At 69.8% G+C, this 15,714-nt stretch carries 15 protein-coding genes and 8 pseudogenes; 8 read left to right on the top strand and 15 right to left on the bottom strand.

The window, feature by feature from the left end; all coding sequences use genetic code 11:
- Nucleotides 1–172 precede the first annotated feature (172 nt).
- Nucleotides 173–421 (bottom strand): hypothetical protein, encoded by a 249-nt coding sequence (locus HJD23_RS42915; protein ID WP_197972429.1) that lies wholly within the window; start codon nucleotides 419–421, stop codon nucleotides 173–175.
- A gap of 145 nt (nucleotides 422–566) precedes the next feature.
- On the opposite strand from HJD23_RS42915, the pseudogene HJD23_RS00180 reads away from it, so the two are divergent.
- Nucleotides 567–716 (top strand): annotated as a pseudogene (locus HJD23_RS00180) (ATP-binding protein); the annotation flags it as partial.
- An 83-nt stretch (nucleotides 717–799) separates the two neighbouring features.
- On the opposite strand, the gene HJD23_RS00175 reads toward HJD23_RS00180, so the two are convergent.
- The 5 genes and pseudogenes from HJD23_RS00175 to HJD23_RS00155 all read right to left on the bottom strand — a co-directional run bounded on the left by HJD23_RS00175 (nucleotide 800) and on the right by HJD23_RS00155 (nucleotide 6,281).
- On the bottom strand, nucleotides 800–1,447 hold the full coding sequence (locus tag HJD23_RS00175; protein ID WP_171110551.1) for a dihydrofolate reductase family protein: 648 nt from the start codon (nucleotides 1,445–1,447) through the stop codon (nucleotides 800–802).
- Between the two features lie 239 nt (nucleotides 1,448–1,686).
- Nucleotides 1,687–2,163 (bottom strand): annotated as a pseudogene (locus tag HJD23_RS00170) (transposase); the annotation flags it as partial.
- Between the two features lie 7 nt (nucleotides 2,164–2,170).
- A complete protein-coding gene (locus tag HJD23_RS00165; protein ID WP_171116290.1) occupies nucleotides 2,171–4,255 on the bottom strand; it encodes an ISAzo13 family transposase in 2,085 nt (694 codons plus the stop codon).
- A gap of 55 nt (nucleotides 4,256–4,310) precedes the next feature.
- Nucleotides 4,311–5,074, bottom strand: a pseudogene (locus tag HJD23_RS00160) (IS256 family transposase); the annotation flags it as partial.
- 335 nt (nucleotides 5,075–5,409) lie between these two features.
- Nucleotides 5,410–6,281, bottom strand: a pseudogene (locus HJD23_RS00155) (amidohydrolase family protein).
- Nucleotides 6,282–6,749: 468 nt separating this feature from the next.
- Between HJD23_RS00155 and HJD23_RS00150 the strand changes: the two are divergent.
- Both HJD23_RS00150 and HJD23_RS00145 read left to right on the top strand, forming a co-directional pair.
- A complete protein-coding gene (locus tag HJD23_RS00150; RefSeq protein WP_171115750.1) occupies nucleotides 6,750–7,226 on the top strand; it encodes a MarR family winged helix-turn-helix transcriptional regulator in 477 nt (158 codons plus the stop codon).
- A gap of 20 nt (nucleotides 7,227–7,246) precedes the next feature.
- The gene (locus HJD23_RS00145; RefSeq protein WP_171133956.1) at nucleotides 7,247–7,399 is read left to right on the top strand and encodes a hypothetical protein; all 153 of its coding nucleotides are present in this window, start codon (nucleotides 7,247–7,249) and stop codon (nucleotides 7,397–7,399) included.
- A gap of 30 nt (nucleotides 7,400–7,429) precedes the next feature.
- Here HJD23_RS00145 and HJD23_RS00140 read toward each other — a convergent pair.
- A pseudogene (locus HJD23_RS00140) lies at nucleotides 7,430–7,597 on the bottom strand (alpha/beta hydrolase fold domain-containing protein); the annotation flags it as partial.
- A 667-nt stretch (nucleotides 7,598–8,264) separates the two neighbouring features.
- On the opposite strand from HJD23_RS00140, the gene HJD23_RS00135 reads away from it, so the two are divergent.
- Nucleotides 8,265–8,657 carry a hypothetical protein gene (locus HJD23_RS00135; RefSeq protein WP_171118931.1) on the top strand — a complete coding sequence of 131 codons (393 nt, stop codon included), beginning with the start codon at nucleotides 8,265–8,267 and terminating at the stop codon, nucleotides 8,655–8,657.
- Between the two features lie 63 nt (nucleotides 8,658–8,720).
- On the opposite strand, the gene HJD23_RS00130 is transcribed toward HJD23_RS00135, so the two are convergent.
- Nucleotides 8,721–8,978, bottom strand: coding sequence for a hypothetical protein (locus HJD23_RS00130; protein ID WP_346770293.1), 258 nt, complete (start codon nucleotides 8,976–8,978; stop codon nucleotides 8,721–8,723).
- Nucleotides 8,979–9,018: 40 nt separating this feature from the next.
- Here HJD23_RS00130 and HJD23_RS00125 point away from each other — a divergent pair, with 40 nt between their 5' ends.
- The 3 genes from HJD23_RS00125 to HJD23_RS44910 all read left to right on the top strand — a co-directional run bounded on the left by HJD23_RS00125 (nucleotide 9,019) and on the right by HJD23_RS44910 (nucleotide 10,660).
- Nucleotides 9,019–9,246 carry a hypothetical protein gene (locus HJD23_RS00125; RefSeq protein ID WP_171133955.1) on the top strand — a complete coding sequence of 76 codons (228 nt, stop codon included), beginning with the start codon at nucleotides 9,019–9,021 and terminating at the stop codon, nucleotides 9,244–9,246.
- Nucleotides 9,247–9,313: 67 nt separating this feature from the next.
- Nucleotides 9,314–10,204 (top strand): alpha/beta hydrolase, encoded by an 891-nt coding sequence (locus tag HJD23_RS00120; protein ID WP_171133954.1) that lies wholly within the window; start codon nucleotides 9,314–9,316, stop codon nucleotides 10,202–10,204.
- Nucleotides 10,205–10,321: 117 nt separating this feature from the next.
- Nucleotides 10,322–10,660, top strand: a complete 339-nt coding sequence (locus HJD23_RS44910; RefSeq protein WP_180686635.1) for a hypothetical protein — start codon at nucleotides 10,322–10,324, stop codon at nucleotides 10,658–10,660.
- 9 nt (nucleotides 10,661–10,669) lie between these two features.
- On the opposite strand, the pseudogene HJD23_RS00110 reads toward HJD23_RS44910, so the two are convergent.
- The 3 genes and pseudogenes from HJD23_RS00110 to HJD23_RS00100 form a co-directional block, all read right to left on the bottom strand.
- A pseudogene (locus tag HJD23_RS00110) lies at nucleotides 10,670–12,393 on the bottom strand (RecQ family ATP-dependent DNA helicase).
- 89 nt (nucleotides 12,394–12,482) lie between these two features.
- A pseudogene (locus HJD23_RS00105) lies at nucleotides 12,483–12,790 on the bottom strand (hypothetical protein).
- Between the two features lie 19 nt (nucleotides 12,791–12,809).
- The gene (locus HJD23_RS00100; RefSeq protein ID WP_171133953.1) at nucleotides 12,810–13,220 is read right to left on the bottom strand and encodes an SRPBCC family protein; all 411 of its coding nucleotides are present in this window, start codon (nucleotides 13,218–13,220) and stop codon (nucleotides 12,810–12,812) included.
- A gap of 248 nt (nucleotides 13,221–13,468) precedes the next feature.
- Here HJD23_RS00100 and HJD23_RS00095 point away from each other — a divergent pair, with 248 nt between their 5' ends.
- Nucleotides 13,469–13,624 (top strand): hypothetical protein, encoded by a 156-nt coding sequence (locus HJD23_RS00095; RefSeq protein WP_171133952.1) that lies wholly within the window; start codon nucleotides 13,469–13,471, stop codon nucleotides 13,622–13,624.
- Nucleotides 13,625–13,662: 38 nt separating this feature from the next.
- Here the strand turns inward: HJD23_RS00095 and HJD23_RS00090 are convergent, their stop codons facing one another.
- The 4 genes and pseudogenes from HJD23_RS00090 to HJD23_RS00075 form a co-directional block, all read right to left on the bottom strand.
- On the bottom strand, nucleotides 13,663–14,067 hold the full coding sequence (locus HJD23_RS00090) for a J domain-containing protein (protein WP_171115740.1): 405 nt from the start codon (nucleotides 14,065–14,067) through the stop codon (nucleotides 13,663–13,665).
- Between the two features lie 153 nt (nucleotides 14,068–14,220).
- The gene (locus HJD23_RS00085; RefSeq protein WP_171115738.1) at nucleotides 14,221–14,598 is read right to left on the bottom strand and encodes a hypothetical protein; all 378 of its coding nucleotides are present in this window, start codon (nucleotides 14,596–14,598) and stop codon (nucleotides 14,221–14,223) included.
- A gap of 114 nt (nucleotides 14,599–14,712) precedes the next feature.
- Nucleotides 14,713–15,119: pseudogene (locus HJD23_RS00080) on the bottom strand (Hsp20/alpha crystallin family protein).
- A gap of 91 nt (nucleotides 15,120–15,210) precedes the next feature.
- On the bottom strand, nucleotides 15,211–15,660 hold the full coding sequence (locus HJD23_RS00075; RefSeq protein WP_171133951.1) for an Asp23/Gls24 family envelope stress response protein: 450 nt from the start codon (nucleotides 15,658–15,660) through the stop codon (nucleotides 15,211–15,213).
- Between the last annotated feature and the right edge of the window lie 54 nt (nucleotides 15,661–15,714).

The raw sequence follows: 15,714 nt of genomic DNA, 5'->3' as shown, positions 1-15,714 counted from the left end.
CCGGTGTCGGCGGCGGGGTCAGCATGTCGAGAGGCGTTGAACTCGTCGACTGGGCAGACCAGTCTCACGCCGAACGCGGCCTCGATGTCGGCCGCTTTGCGGGCCTGCAGGAACCGGTGGAACCCCTTGAAGATCTGGACGTACTCGCGTCGGGTCGACGTCGCACGGCCCTTCACGGCCAGGTCACGAACGACTCGGTCGATGTCCTCGGCGTCACCTCCCACGCGGGGCGGCCCAGGGCCGCGAGGGTTCGCTCCAGCAGGCCGACGTCGTTGTCGATGGTCACCGGACTGAACCCGCGGGCCCGCCAGGAGGCGACGAACGCGTCGACACACGCGGCCTGGAACTGCCACGGGTCCCTCGCCAGGGGCTCCTGCGGGACGGCCCCGCCCGCGATGACCTGGAGTCTCGCCTCCGCCACCGACACACCTACCTCGCACCTGAACCGTCAAGGCAACACCTGGAAAACCGGAGTGCTACCGCGAGAGCCAACGAGGACTCCCGGAACGGGATACGGCCAGGTGGCAGCCACAACCCTTGTGAGGGAACAAGTGCCAGCCCCAGATGGGTGGACGAAGACGTTCACCGATCCCCGCCTCTGCGCGGCCATCGTCGACCGCCTGACGTTCAACGGCGCGATCATCGAGACCGGCACCGACTCCTTCCGGCTCGCCTCTATCCGGGCCCGGGTAGAGGAGCCCGCCAAGGTCGGCTGACCGCCCGAGGCACGACTCGACGGCCCGCCTCAGGGCAGCCCCGGGAGGCAAAACAGCCAGCCGGGGCCAGCCCTGAGATCCGGTCACTTTCGCCAGAACAGGTGGTGCGTCACGCCACTCGGGCTGGGCACGACCTCCAGGTGGAACCGGTCGAGCAGCTCATCGGGTGACTCCCAGAGCCGTAGTCCGGACCCGAGCTTCACCGGCGAGACGGCCACATGCATGGTGTCGACGAGGTCGGCGTCGAGGAACTGCCGGATGGTGGTAACCCCGCCGCCGAGCCGGATGTCCTTGCCCTGCGCCGCCTGCCGCGCCTGCTCCAGGACCGTGGCCGGGTCGCCGTCGACGAAGTGGAACGTGGTGTCGGAGAGCGTGAACGAAGGACGCTTGTGGTGAGTCATGACGAACACTGGGGTGCGGAACGGGGGCTCGTCACCCCACCAGCCGCGCCACTCATGGTCATTCCAGGGCCCACGCTGGGGCCCGAACTTGTTGCGGCCCATGATCTCGGCACCGATGTTGCGCGTGTAGTCCCGCGTGAAGTAGTCGTCGAGGCCCCGGCTCCCCCCGGGATCGGTGCGCATGGGCCAGCTCGCCGTGGCACCGGCCCAGGCGAACAGCCTCGCCGGGTCGACGGCGTGGCCGAACGGACTCTCAAGGCTCTGGTCCTCACCGGCACCGATCCCGTCACTTGAGACGTTGAAGTTCTGGACTCTCAGCAGCTGAGCCACGTGCTCCTCCTGTGTTGTCGACAACGGTGGTGAGACTCTCCGGGCCGCGAGAACTCATCGCTGCATCTGTGACCGGTAAGACGCTGTTGTCTTTCCGATCCTGAAAGTGGTGTTTAGCTGGTCGTGTGTCACGAACGCTGAAGGAGGCGTCGATGTAGGAGCTTCCGGAAGCGGTGCTGTGTGAGGTCATGTCCGCTGGAGTGGTGTATCGACGGCCATTCGGTGATCTCGTTTTGAGGCTATGCGGTGAGTTCGGTGGGCAGGACGGTCTCGTCGGTTTCTGACTCGATCGGGTGGAGGCGGGCCTTGGCCAGCAGGTCGAGTCCCATGTAGCGGCGGGCCTCGGTCCACTCGTCGTTCTGCTCGGCCAGCACCGCGCCGACCAGGCGGATCACGGCGGCGCGGTCGGGGAAGATCCCGACCACGTCGGTGCGGCGGCGGATCTCCTTGTTCAGCCGTTCTTGCGGGTTGTTCGACCAGATCTGCCGCCAGATCTCGCGGGGGAAGGCGGTGAAGGCCAGCAGTTCGTGCTGGGCGGCGTCGAGGTGTTCGGCGGCCTTGGGGAACTTGGCTTCCAGGGCGTCGAGGACGTGTCGCATCTGGGCCTGGACCGCCTCGGAGTCGGGTTGTTCGAAGACGGTCCGCAGCAGCGTGGCCACCCAGGGCTGGGCGGACTTGGGGACCTGACTCAGCAGGTTGCGGGCGTAATGAAGCCGTAAGGATTCAACATGGTGTTTCGCTGTCTCTTGTGACGGATGCGAGTACGTCGGCGGCCGTGGTGAAACGTCGTTCGGCGAGCGTTGGGATGTACGGGTCCTGTTCGAGGAGGGGACGGACATCCTCGATGGCGTTGCGGATGGTGCCGCGGCTGACACCGAACAAGTCGGCCAGGGTCTGCTGGTCACATAGGTTTCGCTGGGAAAGGACCGTCGCCAGGATCCGGTCAGCGTCAGTGATCTTTTGACGGAAGACGCCGCCACGGGTTCCTGGGCGCCGGCCGCCGCCGCGTTTGCGATGCCGACGTTGTTCGATCGTGGCCTGGTAGGGCACGGTGATCCGGTCGATCAGCGCCTGGAAGTCCGGGCGGGGCATGCCGGTGAGTGCGGGGTGGGACAGGGTCTGTGAGAGATCCATTCGGCTGGTGGTCGCACCACCTTCTGCCCAGTCGCGTAGTTCCTGGGCGGAGGAGAAGTAGTGTGCGGTCTGCGAGACGGTGATCTTCTGCGCGTCTATGAGTGTGCGGGTCTCGCCGATGACCTGGCCGATCGTGACCGGGTTGATGGCGAGCAGGTCGACCAGAACCTTCTGGGAGCAGACACGGCGCAGATAGATCACGGTGACCAGGATGCGGTCGGCGTTCGAGAGCAGGGGCCTGCCGTGTGCTCCGGGGGCCTTCAGACGGCGGCCGCCGCGCTGCTGGAATTTGCGCTGTTCGGCCTGGGCGGCTTGCGCAGGGGCCAGCCGGGCGCATAGTGCCTCCAGCTCTGATGAGGTCATGCCGCTCAGGCGCGGGTCGGCGAGCATCGCCAGGACCCGCAACCTGCTCTGGTCCCGATCGCTCGTGTTGACCGCGCAGTTGCTGGCGGCGCCAGCCGGGGTGATCGTGTAGTTCCAGGATCCGTGCTGGTCATGGGGTGTGATCGGGAGTGAGCGCAGGTGCTCGCGGCTGACGGAGATTCCCACCGGGTAGGTCCCGGTGTCCAGCTCGGCGTGAACGCGCAGGCCGGTGCGGGTGCGGGTCGCGGCGATGCTGTTGACCACGACTTCGTGGCTGGTCAGGGGCCTGCCACGCCAGTTCATGGTGATGTGGGAGAACAGCCGATGCTCGACCTTGTTCCATTTCGAGGTGCCCGGCGGAAAGTGGCAGACGGTCACCGTGAGACCCATCTGGGCGGCGAACGCGGCGAGTTCGGCCTTCCATAGCCGGTAGCGGTAGCTGTTGGAGCCTCCGCAGTCCGCGGTGATCAACAGTCTGTCGGCATCCGGGTGGTCCATCCGCCCGCGGGCCCGCCACCAGCGGCGGATCGACTCGACGGCGAACACCGAGGTGTCGTGATCGGTGCCGACGTTCACCCAGCCGCTGTCGTGGGCCAGATCGTAGATGCCGAAGGGTATCGCCACGTCGACGTCGGGGCCGATGAAGTAGAAGCTGTGGTCCTCCACCTGCACCGGATCGCCGGCAGGGCGCCATTGCCGCCCGGGGTTCGGCAGCTGGCCCAGCTGCTCCTTCTTCTTGGCATCGATGCTGATCACCGGCTGGCCGCTGGACTGGTGCTCCTTGACCTGCTCGTTGATATAGCGGAACTGCGCGTCCCGGTCGGGGTGCTGCTTGCCCTCCAGCGTCTTGGCGCTGGCCTGCAGGCTGAAGCCCTGCACTTTCAGAAGCCGCCCGACGGTCGGAGCGGAGACCGGGTGACCCTGCCGGGTCAGCTCCTCTGCGAGGTTGCGCAGGGACTTGGTGGTCCAGCGCAGCGGCGACATCGGATCACCCCGCTCGTCCGGCTCCACCAGCTTCAGCAACGCAGGAACCAGGGAAGGATCTTGTTCCTCGGCGGGCTTGCGGCCGCCCCCGGGACGTCGGACGGCGCCGTCCGGTAGCGGATCCCCACCGGCCTCCAGCTCGAACACGCCGTTACGGACCGTGCTCTCGCTCACCCCGGCCACCCGCGCAACGGCCCGTACCCCACCGTGTCCGAGCAGTCGAGCCTCCTGGGCCAGCATCAGACGCCGCTGACGCTCGTTCAGATGCGGCAAGACGACCTGGAACCGCAGCGCAAGCTGATCCAGAACGTCGGCGGCGAAGCTCATACCAGAGCAACGATCTTGTCCTATGAAAGCAACGGGTTGATTCTTTACGGCTTCAATGAACCCGGCAGCGCTGGTAGGCCGCGCCGATCATGACCTTGCGGATCGCCTTGACCAGGCCCGAGTGGTGATCGCCCAGTACGAGTCGGACACCGCCCAGACCGCGTTCGCGCAGGTGACGCAGGAACTGGGTCCAGAACACCTCGGTCTCGCTGTCGCCGACCATCACTCCCAGCACCTCGCGGCCGCCGTCCTCGGTGATGCCGGTGGCGATCACCACGGCCCGCGAGACGATCTGGTGCGCGACCCGTGCCTTGCAGTAGGTCGCATCGAGGTAGGTAGGGAAGCGGGTGTGGTCCAGGGGCCGGCCGCGGAACGCGGTCAGCTGGGTGTCCAGGTCCGCGCAGATCCGTGAGACCTCGCTCTTGGAGATCCCGCTGTCCGCACCCAGCGCCTTGACCAGGTCGTCGACCGAACGGGTGGACACTCCGTGCACGTACGCCTCCATGATGACGGCGAACAGAGCCTGGTCGATGCGGCGGCGACGCTCCAGCAGGCTCGGGAAGAAGCTGCCCGAGCGCAGCTTGGGTATGGCCAGGTCCAGGTCACCGGCCTGCGTAGTCAGCGTCTTGTCGCGGTGCCCTTGCGCAGCGCGGTGCGTGTCTCGGTGTGCTCGTTCCACTCCGCACCGATCCTCGACGTCGCCTCGGCCTCGATCAGCTCCTGCAGCATCCGCTCGGCCACGAAACGGACGAGTTCGAGTCCGTCCGCCGAACGCAGTGACTCCAGCAGCCGAAGTAAGTCATGCTGGGACAGGGCCATCATGCACCTCCTGGTTGAACTGGCCGTTTACCAGGGAGAGTTGCATGGTGGCCCGCCTGCCGGGCAGAGCGGAATCCCTATCGACACACGCCCCGGGGCGTACGCCCGTTGATCGGCTACACCACGAAGCGGGACGCCATCCCATGGGCCCGCCCCGTCCGCCGGGACGGCACGGCGCGGTGATGCGCGTGCCCTGGCGCTCGCGGTTCGCCGTCCGCGTCCTGACGGTGGCCGGTGCCTTGCCTCTGGCTCAGGGCCGAGCATCCGGTGCCGGTGCTCGCGGTGCTGGGACGTCGGCCCAGCCGCATTCCCCCCTGCTGCTCTTGGTCAGAGGTTCAGCAGGTGTGCCGCGTTGCGGTGTGCGATGCGCGTGAGGTCGGCGCGGGAGAACGGCGCTGTGCGGAGGAACTCGACTGCCTCGGCCGTCGATTCGTAGGGTAGTCGACGGCGAACAGCAACCGGTCGGCGCCGATGGCGTGGACGGCTCCGAGGAGGGCCGCGTGGGAGAAGACGCCGCTGGTGGTCGCGTAGAGGTTGTGCCGCAGGTAGTGGGAGGGCAGGTGTCGTGGCCTGCTCCTGGGGTCGGCCTGGTGGTAGCGGCTGTCGAGCCGGGCCAGCTGGAAAGGCAGCAGTTCTCCCATGTGCCCCAGCGTCACCGAGGCCCGAGGAACTCGTCGAACACTCCGCCGTAGATCAGGCGCAGTGCGTGGGCGCCGACCTGCGCTGTCCATCCCCAGGACGGCCCGCTCAGCACGGGGTACCCCTGGAACACCCGCCACTGATCGGCGGGGAAGAGCGCGGGATGGATGTAGAGCGTCACGCCGAGCCGTTCAAGCTCGGCCCACACCGGCCGGAACTGCGGCTCGTCGAGGTAGTGGCCCTGAACGTGGTCGTTGTGCAGGACTCCCTTGAGGCCGAGTTGCTCCACCGCCCGGCGCAGTTCGGCCACGGCGGCCTGCGGGTCCTGCAACGGCAGGGTGGCGAAGCCGGCGAACCGTGTCGGGTGGGCGGCGACCACGTCGGCCAGGTGGTCGTTGACCTGGCGGGCCGTGGCCACGGCCTCCGAGGGGTCCTCGATGGCCTCCACGCCGGGTGAGGTGAGCGACAGGATCTGCATGTCCACCCCGTGCTCGTCCATGTCCGCCAGCCGCAGCTCCGTGAAGTCGGCGAGCCGGCGCCCCCACTCTTCCCCCCAGCCGGGAGGCATCCTGGCTTCGCCGGGCCACGGGATCAGCTCCGGAACGGAGAACGCCTCTTCGACCGCGATCACCTTCATGCCGCGCCCCGGGCGGCCGGCGGCGGTCCCGGCCGAGGTGGAGGTGGCGGCCTGGGCGGCGGCGGGCGGGGCCGCGAGGGCTGCTGTGCCGGCGGTGGCGCCGGCCGCGGCGGCCAGCAGACGCCGCCGCGAGGTGTGCGCGGCGAGGGGGGATGCAGACGATCCTGTCGTCATCGTCCTGCCTTTCCATCGGTTTGACGGGAATCGAGGGGCATGGGTCGGAGGGGCGGGATCGATTTGAGCTCACAATTAAGAAACCTAATCGTAGGCAACCTAATCGTAGGCTACCTAATGAATGCGGATCTCGGAAGCTCCCGGTGGTGTTGGGCGCCAGGTCTGACCGGCCTACGATCGGCAGACCGCGCCGGACCGACCGCCTCACCGTGAAAGCAGAACCCCATGGCCTCCTCCCCGCCTGAATCCGAGCCGCTCATCCGGCTGCTGTGGCGCGCACACAACTGGTTCCGAGCCGCCCTGACCACCGCGTTCGAGGCCGAGGGAGACGGGGCGACCATCAGCGCGGCACACGTGACCCTGCTCAGTCAGCTCCCGTCAGAGGGAGTGAGCATCGCCGAGCTGGCTCGACGTCTGGGCGTCAGCGCCCCGACTGCGCACCAGTGGGTCCATGAACTTGTCGCCCTGGACGTGGTGACCGTGGAGAGCGATCCGCACTCCGCCCGGTCGAAGCGCGTACTCCTCACGACGGCCGGCGTCCGGCGCCGCGAGGAGACGATGCAGATCCTGGCCGGGCTCGAAGCCACGCTCGCCGAGCGCGTCGGCGCGGATACCGTCACCGCGCTCCGGGCCGCACTGGAGGAACCATGGGGATCTCCGGAATCGGCGGTAGCGGACCCCCCCGACCTTTCCACCCGATAACGCTGTTTGCTCCCGGGACAGTGGCCGAGTTCCACGCCGACAAGGGCGACGACTACGACCACCTGCGTCGTCGGCTCAGCAAACGCGGCCTGCGGCTGTCCGCCCGCCGCGGATTGGATCAGTGGCTCCAGCAGATCTCGGAGGTGGGGCGGTTCCACACTGGGTGTCGGTGAAGCCCGCATCGACGGTGTCTCCAGCCGGTCGTCCAGCATCGGAATCCCCAGGTACTGGAAGCAGAGCGTCGGGCCGCCGCGGTCCCGGGCCGGCAGGGCCACGGCCGTGGCGACGCCGCCGACGGCGCTGTCGCCGCCGACGGCCAGCCGTGCCGGGTCGATGCCCAGCTCCGCTGAGTGTCCGGCCGTCCAGAGCAGCGCGACGTAGGAGTCCTCCAGTCCGGTCGGGAAGGGGGTCGGCAGTCCGAACCGCGCGGGCGGCGGCGATGTCGGTGAACGGCAGATCGTTGATCATCGGGACAACATGGGCCAGCGCGGCATCGAAGGCGTAGGACATGGTGCCCTGCTCCTCGGATGCCTCTCGCTCGCGCGATCTTCGGGACTGCAGACAGCATTCCGCGCCATACGTGACATACCGCGTCAGGGCTCTCACGGCGTTTCCGTAAAGCCGGCCGGCCGTAAAGCCGGCCGCCGCTTCGCTCCCGGGCGCGTCAGGACGGCCGGGTGGGCCAGAGCGCGGTGACGTCGTCGGCCGGGGGTTCGGTGATCATCCGGTCGGCATCGGCCGGGGAGCCGCCGATGGCCCGGGAGTTGCCCGCGGCTTCCGGGGCGTACGGCGGCCACCCCGGGTCGCCGGTGGCGGCGAAGGCGGCCCAGGCGCCGACGAGGGTGTCGCGGGCGGTGAGGTGTTCGGGGTGTCGGCGCCGACGGCGGGCACTCCCACAACGGCGGCTGGCTCCGCTTCGACGGCTCGCGTCTCGCCGAGGAACGAGGGCCTGCTACCTCAACTGGGCCGTCCCGACCTTGCGGAGGAGGCGCTCACCGCGGCGGCCAGCCCTTGTCGCTGCGTCGCCGCGCCGCCGTTCTGAGCGACCTCGCCGCCCTCGGGGCGTACCGGCGGGACCCCGAATTTCGGATCTTCCGCGAGGCGTGGATCGCCGGTGTGCACAAGCACTATCCCGGCGAACCGAAGCCCGGCTACATCACGCCGTGGGACGAGACGCCCGAGTGGGAGCGCGAGGCGGCCGCCGCCGTGTGCGGACAGGTACGCGACTTCATCGAGGTCAGCGGGGGGGGGCATGCGGCTCGGCTCACCCGCGAGCAGAAGGGACACTTCGTCGCGATCTGCTGGACCGCCCAGATGTACCGGATTTTCGAGGACCCGAAGCCCGGATACGTCGCCGACTGGACGGACCTGCCGACCTGGCAGCGGGAGACGGACGCGGACATCTTCGAATGCATCGAGCGGACCGTCTGACCTCAGGAGCGACGACGTCCCCGTCCAGGCCGCTCTGGACGGTGACGCCTTGTTACGTAGCCATCAAAGTTGCCACGGAAGCGCAATCTCTGCATGTTTGTGCAGGTCATAGCGATGTGGTGATTCTCCCCCGGCGTACAGCCCGACTCGTCTGCGTGCCGCGCGCAGGTTGTCGGGGCTGTCGAGGAGCTGGTCCTCGACCTCGGCCGGGTGGACGTTCTCGCCGCCGGAGATGATCAGGTCCTCCTTGCGGTCGACGCCGTCGCCGTCGCCGTCGCCGTCGAGGCGGGCCACGTCCCCGCTGCGGTGCCAGCCGTTCATGAGCGGCGGCTGTCTCTTTGGGAGTCCCCAGTGTCCGGCCATGACGTTGGGGCCGCTGACCAGGATCTCGCCGGGCTCTCCGGGGCCGACGGGGAGAGGTCGGGGCGGGCTCGCCGATGGCAGTTTTGTCGCGGCCGTTGCCCTTCAGCCGAACTGGTCGCCGGCCGTCCGACGGCCACCGGACTTCGTCCACACCCGCGCCGGCACCCTGTTCGCGGGCACCACCGAGATCATGAAGGAGATCATCGGCAAGTCGCTGCTCCGTTGACACGCACCGCGCGGTCATCCACTATCAGGAAACCTGTTAATTGAAGATTATAGGAGCGGCCGACGTCATGTCATTCAGCTCAAGCGTCAAGGCCAGAGGGGTCCAGCTGCTGCTCGGCGGCATGATGGCCCGCGTGCAGGACCTGCGCTTCACCGACATCCCCAAGCGCACCGAATCCCTCCGGGTCGATACCGGCGCAGGCCCGGTGAACTGCACCGTCTACCGCCCGCAGGCCACGGCCGGATCCCTCGCCCCCGTGTACGTCAACTTCCACGGTGGCGGTTTCGTGGTCGGCCGCCCGGAGCAGGACGACCACATCTGCCGCTACATAGCCGCCACGGCCGGTTGCGTTGTGATCAACGTGGACTACGCCGTCGCCCCGCAGAGGCAGTTCCCCGTACCTGTCACCCAGGCCTACGACGTCACCGCGTGGGTCGCCGAGAACGGCCCCGCCCACGACTGGGACGGTTCCCGACTCGCCGTGGGCGGACACAGCGCCGGAGCCAACCTGACCGCAGCGGTCTGCCGCCTGGCCCGGGACCGCGGCACCTTCTCGCCCCGCCTCCAGATCATCGACTCCGCACCGCTCGACCAGCTCGCCGACCCCGCCACCAAGCAGTCCCTCATCGCCAAGCCGCTGCTCAGCCCTCAGCTCATGCGGATCTTCACCGACGCCTACGTCCCGGACCCGGCCGACCGCGCGCATCCCCTCGTCTCGCCCGCCCTGGCCGACGACCTCGCCGGACTGCCGCCCGCTCTGGTCATCACCGCGGAGAACGACCGCCTGCGCGACGAGGGCGACGCCTACGCCAAGGCCCTGGACGTCGCCGGCGTCCCAGTGACCCACCGCGTCTTCGAGGGCGTCGACCACTACTTCACCCACACCGGTCCGGTGCCTGCAGGGAAAGAAGCCATCGATCTGATGGCCACCACCCTGCACAGCGCACTCAGCGGCTGACACTGCCGGCGTGCCGGCGTGGCGTCAGGCTCAGGGTCGACGATGACGGATCAGCCGTCCATCGCTGGCGACCCGCCGGTCAGGAGCGGCGCGACCGGTGACGGGAAGCCTTCACCGGTGCGGGCAGCGGCCGTCGCAGCAGGCATTCCTCCAGCTCGGTCCGGTCGTCCAGGGTGCAGCTCGGGGCAGTGTGCCGGCCGCGCCGGCCACTGGGCCAACACCCACTTCTTCAACGCCTACGAGCAGGACGGCGAGCTGATCATCGACGGCCACCGCAGGCCGGCGGACCGGCTCGTGGCGGACGAAGCCCGGGCCCTGCTGCGAGCGGGCCGCACCGCCCGCGTCACGGTCGGCGGCAACGGCGACGGCTGCCCCGAACCGCTCACCCTCCTGATCCACGTCCACGCCTCCCGCCCCCGCATGATGGCCCAGGGCACGGGGCCGATTCATCGATGATCTCGGGGGTCACAGGTGATGAGGATCAGTCGACCGGTCGGCGTTCCCCGTGCGCACGGTCAGCACTCTGTTGTCGGCGAGCGCGGCCAGGGACAGCGTCCGGTACCCCATCGCGTCGAACAGGACAGTGATCCGGTCGCCCTCCTCGCTCATCACCGTGCCGTCGCCCCACTCGCTGTGCCGTACCGGCGTGCCCGCGGGGTAGGACGCGGCGGACGGATGGGGCGGCGGGGGCTCGCCCGTGTCGTCCGCTCCCTCGACGACCGTGCCGTCGGCCGAGGTGGGGGAGCGGTCGTCGCGGCAGACGTCGCAGGTGCCGCAGGGGGCCTCGTACGGCTCGCCGAAGTAGCCGAGCAGGAAGCGGCGGCGGCAGCCCGTCGTCTCGGCGTACGCCAGCACCATCTCCAGCCTCGACCGCTCCAGCCTCCGGCGGACGTCCGCCGCCTCGGTCGCCTGCGCGGTGGCCTCCTCGGCCGTCACGCCGGGGACGGCGCGCACCTCCCCGGCGGCGTCGGTGCGCACCGCTCCCGCCTGCTCCAGGAGGTTGGCCGCGGCCGTCACACGCCGATGGGAGAGGTTCGTGCGCTCACCGACGTCGTCCAGGGCGACGGGGCCGGTGTGGTCGTGGATCTGTTGCGCGACCTCGCCGAGGGTCTCCCCGTCGGGTGCGCGCGTGGCGAAGAGACGTTGCAGGCCGCTGTCCTCCGGCCGGTAGTGGAGGACCGCCACCGCGGGGGCGCCGTCGCGGCCCGCACGGCCGATCTCCTGGTAGTAGGCGTCGAGGGAGCCGGGCACGGAAGCGTGCAGCACGAACCGTACGTCCTCCTTGTCGATGCCCATGCCGAAGGCCGAGGTGGCGACCACCACGTCGGCCGCGCCGGACAGGAAGGCGTCGTGCACCCGGGAGCGCTCACCCGCGGCCAGTCCGGCGTGGTAGGCCGCCGCCGACAGGCCCAGCCCGGCCAGCGCGGCCGCGTACTCCTCGGTGTCCCTGCGGGTGGCGGCGTACACGATGCCCGGCTTGGGCTCCGTCGCGGCTCGTTCCACCACCGCCCGGCGCTTGTCCGCGTCGTCCTGGAAGCGGCGTACCTCCAAGGCGATGTTCGGGCGGTCGAAACCGGCCACGACCAGTGCGGGTCCGCCATGCCCAGCCGCCGTACGATCTCCTCGCGCACCGGGGGCGCGGCCGTGGCCGTCAGGGCCAGGACCGTGGGCCTGCCCACCCGCTGGACCGCCTGGGCCAGGCGCAGGTAGTCGGGACGGAAGTCGTGGCCCCAGGCGACCACGCACTGCGCCTCGTCCACGACGAACAGCGAGGGCCCGGCGCGGGCGAGGCGCTCGACCACCTCGCCCTTCGTCAGCTGCTCGGGGGAGAGGAACAGATACGCGGCGTCGCCGTGCCGCACCGCATCCCAGGCGGCCGCCGTCTTCCCGGCCGGCTGCGCGGAGTTGACCGCGACGGCGTCGGGGGCGCGGTGGCTCAGCAGGCCGGCGATCTGGTCCCGTTGCAGGGCGATGAGCGGGGAGACCACCACGGTCGGTCCGGGCAGCGACAGCCCCGCCACCTGGTACACCGCCGACTTTCCCGCGCCGGTCGGCATGACCACCAGCGTGTCGCGGCCCGCCATGACCGCTTCCATCGCGGTCAGCTGTCCCGGCCGCAGCTCCCGCCAGCCGAACACGTCGGCGGCGGTCCGCCGCAGACGGTCCGGAACGCCGGGGTCACTCGCCATGAGGTCCGACTACCCGCGTTCCACGTCCGTCTCCCGGTGTGGACGGCCTTCCGGCTCACGTGCGCGGGCTGATACGCCGGCACCCCGGCTCAAGGGCGAGGGTTGATACGGCGCCACCCCGGGCGTGCGGCACTGTCGCGGCGTCCGGCGACGGAGGCGCACCGTGGGCACTGCCGCCGCACCTCGTCGGCGGCGCCGCCGGATTCCGGGAAGGTGTCCGGCCAGCTGACGTGCGGAAGCGGACCAGGTGGGAGCGGCTCAGGGACAGCCCGCAGACGGTCTGGTTCAGGCCCGGCTCCCAGGCGTGCACCTCGCCCGCGGGCAGTCGGCGGCGCCCCTCCTCCTCGTCGGTCCACTGCCCGGAGGCGGCGACGGCGTACGACTTGGCGCGTGCCATGGCGCTTCGTGGCCGCCGGTCAGCCCGCCGCGTGCTCGACCCGCAGCCGCACCTGCTCCTCAAGGCGCCGCAGGCTGGTGTCCAGGGCGTCGCGCACGGCCTCCTCGCCCGGGTCGTGGCTGTCGTCGAAGAACGAGAGGTGGACCGTCACCTCACTGGCTCCGGCGCCGATTCCGGCGACCTGGAGCCAGCCCGCATAGCTGCCCTGCTCGCGGGTGCCCCATTCGAGCCGCATCTGGTCGCGCTGAGCGCGCAGCAGGGCGGCGGTGTCCTCCGTACGGTCCTCGTGCACGGTGACGGCGGGCAGATCCACGGACTCCACATGCAGCGCCTCCGGCAGCCAGGTCTCCAGCCGGCCGACATTCGCGGCCTCGTCGAAGACCTGCTCGGGCTGGGCGGGCATCGTGCGGGAACGCTCGTACTCGGTCATGGCGGTACCGTCCTCGGCTTCCTCGGCTCCGTGTCGTACGGCGGAACGCGACCCCGAGCCGGGTACCCAGCCGCTCGGATCCTGAATCGGTCACGCCGCCGTTCGCGGTGACCGGACGCGACGGATCGGGGACCGTACGTGATGGTGTCGTCCGATATGCGAATGCGGGTGGTTCACCTGTCCCCTCCCTCGCTTCCATGAGGCGCACGACCTGACGGGACCTGATGGGAGAGGGGATGGTTCCCGCGATGAGCGAGCACGTTCATGTCCGGCTGCGGCTCGGTCTCGGCGTCACGGAGGACGGGGCGCTGACCGAGGAGACGTACTGCCGGTGCGGTGCCACCTGGACCAAGGTCTTCGTGCTGGACGAGGACCCGGGGGCCGGGGCGGCCGACGCCGGATGACGGCGTCGGCCGCCCCGGCCTCCCGCCGCCCTTTCTCCTCACCACCGATTCGTCCACTGCCACAGCAGGTCCCAGATCGTGGACGGCTCCGGGGTCCGGTGGACGCGCTGCGCGGCGTACGGCGGACTGGCCCGCAGGTCGGATGTCCGGGGCGCCGTCGTTCTCGTGACCCGCACGGGGATGGGGCGGCCTTGCGGTTTCTGCGGTTCTAGCGGCGTGCGGCGGGTGCGATGTGCGTCGTACGCCGCCCTGAGGGCCGGGTCGTGGAGGGTGCCGTAGGCGTCCATGACCTCGGTGAGCCGGCCGTCCGCCGTGGTCCGGTCCGGGTTGGTGTCGGGGTGCAGCGCGCGGACGAGCCTGCGGAAGGCGGAGGTGATCTGCCGGGCCGAGGCGGTCGGCTCCACGCCGAGAACCGCGTAGTGGTCGCGCGCGGGCTCTGCCATCCGGATCACCTCCCCGGCCCGTCACCTGCGGGCATGGAGAAACGCTCCCTGACATCGTGGATAGAGAGGGAGCCCGCGGCTTGTCAAGGGCGGGCTGCCGGGGGCAGGTCGCCGTCATGCAGCGCCGACGTCGGTGACTGATCCGCACCGACGTCAGTGACTGATCCCGTCCCGCCGACCGAGTGCCGACTCCAGCTCGGACGCCGTCTCCGCGGCATGCCGGGAACTGACCGCGATCCGCGTGAACGGCGCCGGGGGTCGCAGGTCCACGCAGACGACCGCCGGGTCCTCGGGGCGCAGGGCCAGGAAGTCCTCACCCTCGCCGTGCCGCCACGTCCCCAGGCTGAGACGGCCGGGCACCACCAGGCACCGGCCCCGGGTCCCGCGCAGCAGTCGCCACCAGTCCGGCTGTACGGTCACCCGCTCCACCGCGGACAACGCGACCCGTACGTTCCGGCGGCGCAACGCCGCCTTCTCCCACCACGCCAGCCGGACCACCAGACGCTCGCCGTCCGCCCTCAGCCGCGCCATGTCGTCCCACGTCGTCCCACGTCGCCCTACGTCGCCCTATGTCGTCCTTCAATCAATCCGCTTCGCCGCGGCCTGCCGAAGGAGGGCCCGGCCCGGACCCCTCCTCCGCAGCGGTCAGCCGGTGATCTCCTTCTGCTCACCGCGGGCGACCTCGATCTTGCGGGCCTGGGCCTTCTCGACCATCGGCACCTTCACCGTCAGCACACCCGCGTCGTAGCCGGCCTCGATCCTGTCGGTGTCCAGGGTGTCGCCGAGTGGCGGCTGAAGACGCCGCTGGGCCGCTCGGCGACCACCATCTCCACATCCTTCGGGGCGGTGCGTTCCGCCCGCACCGTCAGCACGTTCTGCTCGACGTTCACGTCGATGCTGTCGGGGTCGATGCCCGGCAGGTCGAAGTGGATCCAGAACGCGCCCTCGTGCTCGTACGCGTCGATCGGCATCGCGGCAGGCCGGGCCATCGTGCCGAACATCTGCTGGGCGAGCCGGTCCAGTTCGCGGAAGGGGTCAGTACGCATCAGCACCATGGTCACTCTCCTCTCCAGCACCGTCTGTCGCACTGCACCTTCGCATGTCATATACCCCCAAATGGGGTATATGACCCAGCGTGGGCGGCTACCGGACCCGCCCCTCCACCGTCTCCTCCCCCTCCTCCTCTTCGTCGGGGAGGTGGACGTCGTCAACCGCGATGTTGACCTCGACGACCTCCAGTCCGGTCATCCGCTCGACCGCCCCGATGACGTTCTCGCGCACGTCGGCGGCGAGGTCGGGGATGGCCACCCCGTACTCCACGACGACATCGAGATCGACGGCGCTCTGCCGTTCACCGACCTCGACCTTGACGCCGGTGGTGACGCCGGCCCGCCGGCCGGGAACCCTTTCGCGCATCGCGCCCATGGTGCGGGCGAGGCCACCACCCAGGGCGTGGATGCCCGGCACCTCACGCGCGGCCATCCCGGCGATCTTCGCCACGACGTCGTCCGCGATGGTGGTCCTGCCACGGCCTCCGGGCCCGCTCGCCTCCGCGCGCGCTCGCGCCGGGTTCGGTGGCGCGTACCGCCGCACCGGTCGTCTCCGTCATGTCCAACCCGCCTCCTCCGGGCGCGCAGACCCCCGGCG

It is taken from the genome of Streptomyces sp. Z423-1 (assembly GCF_013009255.1).
Lineage (GTDB): Bacteria > Actinomycetota > Actinomycetes > Streptomycetales > Streptomycetaceae > Streptomyces > Streptomyces gossypiisoli.
The sequence above is the reverse complement of the archived record's forward strand: the minus strand, read 5'-3'. Positions and strand labels throughout refer to the sequence as shown.